This window comes from Steroidobacter sp., from assembly GCF_016790065.1.
Lineage (GTDB): Bacteria > Pseudomonadota > Gammaproteobacteria > Steroidobacterales > Steroidobacteraceae > Steroidobacter.
Genome location: NZ_JAEUPY010000330.1, coordinates 1 through 8,591, shown reverse-complemented (window position 1 = coordinate 8,591; position 8,591 = coordinate 1). Strand labels below are relative to the sequence as shown.

The 8,591-nt window shown below is 60.6% G+C and carries 7 protein-coding genes; 4 read left to right on the top strand and 3 right to left on the bottom strand.

Features of this window, described 5'->3' with window-relative positions:
• Positions 1-820 (top strand): tannase/feruloyl esterase family alpha/beta hydrolase (locus JNL55_RS13780; RefSeq protein ID WP_293853905.1); only part of this gene is annotated, 820 nt, incomplete at its 5' end.
• Between the two features lie 3 nt (positions 821-823).
• Here JNL55_RS13780 and JNL55_RS13775 read toward each other — a convergent pair.
• From JNL55_RS13775 to JNL55_RS13765, 3 genes are all read right to left on the bottom strand, one after another.
• Positions 824-2,032: an RtcB family protein gene (locus tag JNL55_RS13775; RefSeq protein ID WP_293853902.1), complete on the bottom strand. Its 1,209-nt coding sequence runs from the start codon at positions 2,030-2,032 to the stop codon at positions 824-826.
• Between the two features lie 398 nt (positions 2,033-2,430).
• A complete protein-coding gene (locus tag JNL55_RS13770; protein ID WP_293853900.1) occupies positions 2,431-4,047 on the bottom strand; it encodes an archaeosortase/exosortase family protein in 1,617 nt (538 codons plus the stop codon).
• Positions 4,048-4,090: 43 nt separating this feature from the next.
• Complete coding sequence (locus JNL55_RS13765; protein ID WP_293853897.1) at positions 4,091-6,442, bottom strand: VIT domain-containing protein; 2,352 nt, start codon at positions 6,440-6,442, stop codon at positions 4,091-4,093.
• A 270-nt stretch (positions 6,443-6,712) separates the two neighbouring features.
• Here JNL55_RS13765 and JNL55_RS13760 point away from each other — a divergent pair, with 270 nt between their 5' ends.
• The 3 genes from JNL55_RS13760 to JNL55_RS13750 all read left to right on the top strand — a co-directional run.
• On the top strand, positions 6,713-7,354 hold the full coding sequence (locus JNL55_RS13760; RefSeq protein WP_293853895.1) for a class I SAM-dependent methyltransferase: 642 nt from the start codon (positions 6,713-6,715) through the stop codon (positions 7,352-7,354).
• Positions 7,355-7,410: 56 nt separating this feature from the next.
• Positions 7,411-7,959, top strand: coding sequence for a hypothetical protein (locus JNL55_RS13755; RefSeq protein ID WP_293853893.1), 549 nt, complete (start codon positions 7,411-7,413; stop codon positions 7,957-7,959).
• Positions 7,960-7,986: 27 nt separating this feature from the next.
• Positions 7,987-8,591: asparaginase domain-containing protein (locus JNL55_RS13750; RefSeq protein WP_293853891.1), on the top strand; the 605-nt coding region annotated here is incomplete at its 3' end.

Below are 8,591 nucleotides of genomic sequence, written 5' to 3'. Positions count from 1 at the left end.
GTTGGTGTCCGATCTGTCGTGTCGCTTCAATCCACGCGAGCTCGAGTGCAAGGGCGCTGAAAGCGATCAATGTCTGACCGGCGCGCAAGTGTCTTCGCTGGAGCGATTGTATGGCGATCTGCGTGACCCAAAGACGAATGTGTTGATAGCACCGGGCTACGTGCCTTCGGGCGAGAACGAAACCGGCCCGATTGGCGGCGGCGTTCGTCAGTATGCATTCGGCGCGGCGCCGGGGCAGAGTTTGCAGGTTGCATTCTCCACGGGATATTTCGGCGGCTTCGTGTTCGAACGTCGCGACTGGGATTTTCGTACCTTCGATTTGACGCGGGACTTGTCCACTGCGCGGCAGAAGCTCGGCGCGCTGATGGATGCCACCAATCCGGATTTGACCAAGCTGCGTAAGAGCGGCGGCAAGCTGATTCAGTATCACGGCCTGCTGGACGGCTCGATTCCGCCGGCCATGTCGACGCAGTACTTCGACGCCGTGCAGGCGCGCATGGGCAAGACCGACGACTACTACCGTTTGTTTCTAGCGCCTGGCGTGCTTCATTGTGGTTTCGGGCCGGGCCCGAATGTGTTCGGCAATCTTGGCTTCCCAGGTGCCGATGCCGATCACGACACGTTGTTGGCGTTGGAGCGATGGGTGGAGAAGGGCGTCGCTCCGTCGAGCATCATCGCGACTAAGTACACCGATGAAGATCCGCGCAAGCCGGCGCAGAGGACACGTCCGCTGTGTCCCTATCCGCAAGTGGCAAAGTGGGATGGCAAGGGCGACATCAATCTCAGCCAAAGCTTCAATTGCGTCGCCCCCGGCACCTAGCGCTCATCCCTTGATACACATCACCTGTTTCAACGTGTGTACCACGTCCACCAGGTCCGTCTGGTTGGCCATCACCACGTCGATGTCCTTGTAGGCTGACGGGATCTCGTCCACCACGCCGCCGTCCTTGCGACATTCGACACCTTCGGTCTGCTGAGCCAGATCGAAGCGATTGAAACGTCGCTTGGCTTCGGTGCGGCTCATGCGACGCCCCGCGCCGTGCGAGCACGAGCAGAACGACTCGGGATTCCCCTTGCCGCGCACGATGAAGGACTTCGCTCCCATGCTGCCCGGAATGATGCCGAGCTGACCTTCCTGCGCGCTGATCGCCCCCTTGCGGGTGATGAACAGCTTCTCGCCGAAATGGTGCTCCACGGCCACGTAGTTGTGGTGACAGTTGATGGCCTCACCGTCGGTCTTGAACGGCGGCAGATGCGGAGCCAGCGCGTCCAGCACCAGCTTCATCATCATGCTGCGATTCAAGAGCGCGTAGTCCTGCGCCCAGTCCACCGCTTCGACATAGTCATCGAACAGCTCGGAACCTTCGCTGAAATAGGACAGGTCGCGATCCGGCAGATTGACCTGATGACGTCGCATGTCCTTACGCGCGGCCTCGATGAAGTAACGTCCGAAGACGTTACCGATGCCACGCGAACCGGAATGCAACATCACCCAGACGCGCTGCTCTTCGTCGAGACACAACTCGATGAAGTGATTGCCGCCGCCGAGCGTGCCGAGCTGACACACCCACGTGCGCGCGAACTGTCGCTGCATCTTCATCACGCCCGGATGCTTGCCGACGATTCTGTCCAGCCTGTCATCGAGTGTGCGGCCTTGGCGCGCATGCGCGCTGCCACGGACTTTGTCCGACTCGTGCTGGTTGAAGCCCACTGGCACGCGTGTTTCCACGGCGCTGCGGAGTTTGGCCAGGCTCTCCGGCAAATCCTTGGCGTGCAGAGTCAAACGCACGGCGTTCATGCCGCAACCAATGTCGACACCGACCGCCGCAGGGATGATGGCCTGCTTGGTCGGAATCACACTGCCCACGGTCGCGCCGATGCCATGATGGACGTCAGGCATCGCGGCCACATGGCCGTGCACGATAGGCAGCTGCGCTACGTTCAACAGCTGCTGGATGGCGTCGGGCTCGATGTCCTTGGTGAACACTTTCACCGGCACCCGAGCCTTGTTCAGAGTTATTTGTACTGGCATGACTGATGTCTTTATACACAAAGAGCCCTTGCTCGGTTTTCCGGCCAGGGCCAAGTCCGGGTCAAATAAAAAGCCCCTGGTCGGTTCACCGGCCAGGGGCTTTCGCGGAGGCATATGCTTCGCACCTGACTTGGGGAGCTGACGCGCTCCGCAAGTCATCTTGCGGATCAACGCGCGTTGTTCATGTTCGTTTCAAGATTTTGCGATGCGTGCATGTTCGACTCCGGCAGACCCGGTTTTGTCCCGGGGGCGCGCATGTTACTCGCGGTCCGCTCCGTGTCAACACATTCCTCGCTGAATCTTTCCTCGGCGTCTCTGTATGTAAAAGCGACCGTCGGTCGATTTCTGCCTCGGTCGGAATCAGCTCACAGAGTCTCGCGCATTTGGTGGCATCGCTCTCATTCGGCTCCCGTCAGTGGCACTACTGATATGTCGGTTTGCGTCGGTCCTGAGGCTGCAACGGTAATGGCCATCCAAGGGGGCTGCGTCTCGCCTCGAATCGCTGCCCAGTACCAAGCGGATACGTCCGTCCAGCGTTTGCCATTGCCATCGGCGATGGCTTCACGGACGTGCAGTTGTTGAGTGCCTCGCTCGGCGGAGAAGGCGCCCCAGGTTTGGTTGTTGATTCTTTCCAGAGGCAGAGGCTTTACGTGGTAGCCGCTACCTTTGAAACAATCCGAGGCCGGGTGGAGTTTGCGGGTAGGGCTGGCGATCCAGCGCATCACAATTTCACGCCGGCCGTCGCTGAAGCGACCGATGTTTCCTGGGAAGGACTGAGCGAAGTTTTCTTCTATCGTTGATAGAGGAATGGCTCGCAGCGACTTGCCCTCGAACTCGCTCGGCCAGCCCGGGAAGCCCGCGTGCGCCGCCGTCGCCGGCTCCAGCGTTGCGAGCGGGACCAGGGCGGCGAGCAGACAAACGGCTATGAACAGACATGCGGATGTAGCGCCACGCTCAGATGAGCCTGGATGTATAGAGGCGCTTCCGCAGCCCGACCGCGGGAATGAAGCGGCGTGCTCGGCATCAACGTGAGTTACCAGCTTCCGGGCCGCAACGAACAGCGTTGCGGCGGCGAAGGCGAACATCACCAACCCTATCGCCTCATGCAGAAACTCCGGGCCCGGGATCAGGCCAGCCTCTACGTAAAACAGCGACGTCGCTCGCATCGCATTCGCGGCGATCACAACTACGACCGCCAGCGATGCCAACGCGATTGATCGCAGCGTGCTCAATCGCATCAGCGCTGCCAGTGAGAAGCTCAAGTACGCCCCGGTCCACAACATCTTCACGCCGCTACACGGCGCGTCGATTGCAATCACCTGGTCATTCCACTGCAACTGCGCCCCGTCTCGGACGGCGGCGATGCCATTCATTTGCAACAACGCTTCTGTGACGGTGCCGGCGATGACTCGCAGCGGATAGCCGAGGTAGAAGTTGAGCGAAGCCATCACGGGCAAGGAGATCAACAACAACCCGAGAATGGGTATGTCGACCCGCCTGCCATACCACAGCGCGCTGACAGCTGTGCCCATCGCGGCCATTGCCAGCATTCCGCGAGGTAGCGGCGATAAGAAAGCGTACGAGGCTGCGTACGCGAGCACGAGAAGGGCGGGAAACGCTAGGGTCACGCTGATCTGGCGCACGACCGCCCGCTGCACCCTGGAATTGTTAGGCGCCACCGCCATCGACTCAAGCATGCGATTGCGGAGCATAACCATCGTCGACCGCGGTCCATCGCGTCGCTGTGCCATCGCCTCCGATGGCGTCGCCCGCTGATCACGCACGAGCATGGCTATCGCCGTAACCGCGGCGAGCAATTCCCACATGTCGCCCGAGCCATCGGCAAAACGATGCGCCATCCATCGCCACACCGGCCACGTCGCGATGGCTAACGCGACAACGATCAGCACCCAATTGGACGGCAGCCGTCGTATGTCCAAGCGCGACGCTACGGCGGCACACATCGACTTCAATCCAAGCGACGACATCGCGCCGACCGCGGCAGATGAATGCATATCCATGTCGCCGGGCGCCGAGCGCCGAGAAAGTCGTGTCACCTCACGCGACAACATGTCCCACCTGCCTCCGGCGCAGCGAATACAAAATCACAGCGACAGCGATGGCGAGCAGCGCCCATTCCTCCGGTTCGGGAATGCTCGGAACCGTACCCTCAGGAACAGGGGTGAGCCCGGCGGCATCGTATTGTTGTTGAGTTTCGAGCACGACAGCACCAGTGACGGGCGTGACCAGTCGATAGCGATGTGCGAGTTCGACGGCCGCAGCTCGGGAGTCACGCTCGTCGTAGAGCAGGCGCTGCACCTCTTCGTGAGCCCAAAGCCGAGCAAGATGATCTGAGGTTTGGCCAACCTCAGAAGCGGGCGCAGGGCCAGCAATCTTCTCCCGGCGAACGACAATGTCACTCCCGCCAGACCGCCAGCGCGTAATCAAACTTTGCAGCTTCGACAGCGACATCGTCCGAATCCGCGCCAGCCCATCCAAGTTCTCACCGATGCGATTAGGGCCAGGTGCAACCTGCACGTCATACCACTGCACCTGTCCGCGACGTTCGAATCTCTGTTCGATGGATGCCGTCGTTTGCAGCACCACCGGCTGCGCACCGTGAATCCAGATCAACGCGCCATCAGGCTTGGTGAGCAGATCGAGAGCTTTCGACAGCGCCAGAGTATTGTCTTGGCCGCCGACAAAGTTGTAATCGCGAATCGATGCCGCCGCATCTCGGGGCGTCGTCGGCGCACGGAGGACATTCATATCCTGCGCATCGTCCGCAACGATCAGAAATAACTCCGGCTCTGTAGGCAGCCGAGACACAACTTCCGCAATCTGCTGCGCCGACGACGCCACCGAAGCCGACGAATCGACGACCACCACGAGCCGAGAAGGCGTGGAGGCCGTAACGGCTTGCAGCGTCTGCTTGACGATCTCATTGCCGGCGGGCGCATCGTGAGACCAACTCGCATCGAGTCGATCCCTCGACATCGTGACGGCCGTGTCCAGCGCCATGAGCTGACGATCAGTGAGTTGCATCTGCAGCGCCTGCGCACCACCGGGAGCCGACTGCGATCGAAGCTGCCCATGACTCAATGGCGCCTTGGCCTCGATCCACACGAAATGTTTGAAGTCCTCGCCCACCGCGAAGTTGCGCTCATGAAAGTAGGGCAGCTGCAGCGAGGCTTGACGCAGATGATCGAGCTCCAACGGCACCGTCATGCCGATACGAACTTTCATCTCACCATCCGCCGGCACCGGAAACATCTGCACGGCGATACGGTCGGTCCCGGCCGTAGTCACTAACACTGGATCTCGACGTTGCTGGACGACAGCTCGATAGGCCTGAGTGACTTGCCCGCGCGCGGCAAAGGCGGCCTCGCGCTCCTCACCATTCACCCAAAGCGTGAGACGAGACACGACGGCGCCAGGCGGAAGGGCAACTTGCGCCCGAGCTTCTCGGGGCATCTGCGAGTTGTTTTTCATCACCAGCGTCCACTCGACATAGCCGAGTGCAGCTCCCGCATCGAGTGATCCATCCAGGCGGGAGCTGGCAAGTGAGAGGCCTGGCAATTGGCCGCCGACCACATCGGTTCCTTGATCGCTGTCGAAGCCGTCGCCCCACCAACCTCGACTACGAGCCGGCGCCGGCACAGGTTTGGCGCTGAAGGGTTCGCCTGTCACGCGGTAGTAAACTTCGCGTGCGCCGGTCGGCGTGACCGACGATATGTTCATCAGAACGCCGAGCAAATCCCCGCGGCCGGTGCGGAAGTAACAATATCTCAGGAGCAAATCGTCATCGCCCACCGCACGCAGCAAGCGAACGCCACGACTCTGTTCCGGCACAGACTCGGAGGTCGCCATCTTCAAGCCGATCGCAGTGGTCGTGTTGGGCAGTTCGATGGCGATGAGCGTGAGCAACGCGCACACCAATCCGGGCCAAGTTGCGAACGAGCGTTGCTCCCGATCGGCCGCTCTCGTCAGATGTACGCGCAAGACGATGGCGGCGGTCAAGGAGAACGCCGGTGCCCAAGGCAGCAGGCCGAGCCCGAAAAAGATGATGCCGATGGTTGCAGCCGGCAATATTGGGATGAACAGCAGGCTATAGAAAGCCGCCACGCCGATGGCCATGCCGTTAGCAAACGCCAGCAACTTCGGGCGCCGGAGCGTGTCTCTCAGCGTCCACCAAACGAACAGATTCGCAGCCGGGACGAGCGCGACCAGAATGACGTGCAACGGCGTGGGGATCGGGTCGAACATCATCGACGCGCAGGCGTGTGTCGCCAGCTCGTAGATGAGCGTGATCAGCGGCAGTACCACGCCGAATAGCAGCGATATGAAGCCCGGTCTCGATTGCCAGCGGTCTGCCCAGACCTGAGTCAAAGGCGGAATCGTCGCAGCCATGCCATCCCTCTAGCAGTGTTGTTAGTCACTGCAGAGTAGGGGGCGAATCGGCCCGGCCGCCGCATCAAATCGGACCAATTATGGCAATCGCCCGACTGGCTCACGAGCAAATCCAGACGGACGACTTGTCAACTCGGGAGTGGCGCGTTTAGGCTTGCCGGATGGACTGAGGGATCAAGGTGGAATATGCGTCTATTGGATAGGATCGCGCGGAAGTCGTTTCGAGTCGCCATCAGCGGGCTCAACTTCCAGCACACTCGGCATTGTCCGATGTGCAACTGGACCGGATTTCAGTTCGACCCCGCCAACCAGGGGCAGTTTTTCAGGTTCGATGCGACCTGTCCTCGCTGCAAATCGCAGGAGCGACATCGGCTCGCCTACGACCTGCTCGCCAAACGTCTCCCCGCGCGACTGGGAAAGGTGTTGCACTTCGCCCCCGAGCCTTGCATGACCACGTGGCTGGCGTCCCGGTCGGATGACTACCACACGGCCGATCTGCTCGTGCCCACGGTGATGCACAAGGAAGACATCTGCAACATGAGCTTCGCCGACGATACGTTTGATCTGGTGTGGTGCTCTCACATCCTCGAGCACGTGGACGATGATCACAAGGCAATGCGCGAGATCCGCCGCGTTCTGAAGCCAAACGGCATCGCCGTCATTCAAGTGCCTGTGTGGGGTGCCACCACCAACGACGAGCGGCTAAACACACCCGAAGAAAGAGTCTCGAAGTACTTCCAGGAAGATCATGTGCGCCGCTATGGCGCGGACATCGAGAACCGGCTGCGTGCAGCTGGCCTCAAGGTAGAAACATTGCGCACGGATGATCTGGACCTGCAAGTCGTGCTGCGCCATGGGCTGTCCGATCTGTGCGGCAAAGATATCTTCCTGACGAACAAAGTCGCCGCCTGACGTGCGACCTGACTCGGCATCGATCAATTACCTGTTTTCATAGAGTGAGGTTTGGAATGAGATTGCCAATCATGGTGGCGTGCTGTGCTATGTCGTTGACGGGTTGCGCCGTGCGCATGGAAGGCGCCGAGAACCACAAGCCGATTGCTGTCAGCGCGACGGCAGCGAAGAAAGTCGTACTGGGCCTCGACGGCAGCGACGTGGCGACGCAAGCCGATTCATGGTCGAAGATGAAAGAAGCCTTCCACGAAGGCTGCCAGGAAGAAGCGAAGACCGCCGGCCTGCAGCTGGCGTTCCAGGACGGCGCCGCGCGTCCCGCGGCAGAGCCGGGCACTCTGCTCGCTTTGTATGTCAACGATTTCCGCTACGTTTCGACGGGCATGCGTCTGGGCATCGGCATCATGTCGGGCAACGCATTCATCGATGCGAACACAAAATTTCTGGATCTTCAGACCGGTGCGCTCTGGGGCGAACGGCCTTATGCAACTAAATCGTCCGCGATGGAAGGCATCGGTTCGGCCATGACCGCCAAGCAGGCCCAAGCCATCTGCAAGAACATGTTCGACGTCGTGCGCGGCGCGGACGGGAGTGCGGCGAAGAAGTAAAGTAGGTGCCCTACCTGAGGGGCTCCAATGCTGAAATACGCCTGTTTGCTCGCCACGCTCTGCCTTGCAGTCACTGCAACGGCTTTGGCAGGTCAGCCGCAGCCGGTTGCCGCACCCAAGAACGTCAGGCTCCTTGCCACCGGGGGAACCATTGCAGGAGCGGGCCAGGGAACGAGCGCGAGTTATCGCGCCGGTGTCGTGCCCATCGACGACATTCTTCGCGCGGTCCCGGGCTTGGCTGAGATTGCGAACGTCAGTGCGGAGCAGGTCGCCAACGTCGGTAGCTACGATGTGGACGAGGCGGTCTGGCGAAAGGTGCTTGACCGTGTTCAAGCGGCTTTGTCGGCGCCGGAGATTTCGGGCGTCGTCATCACGCACGGCACCGATACGCTGGAAGAAACTGCTTTCTTCCTGAGCCTGACAACACCGTCGACCAAGCCTGTCGTCGTGATCGGTTCGATGCGACCGGGGACGGCCATTTCGGCCGACGGCCCACAAAACCTGATGGATGCCGTGCGCGTGGCAAGCTCAGATCAGGCTCGCGACCGCGGTGTGTTGGTTGTGATGAACGACACCATCTTTGATTCAGCCGCCGTGACAAAGATGGACGTGCGGCGTGTGAACGCGTTCGG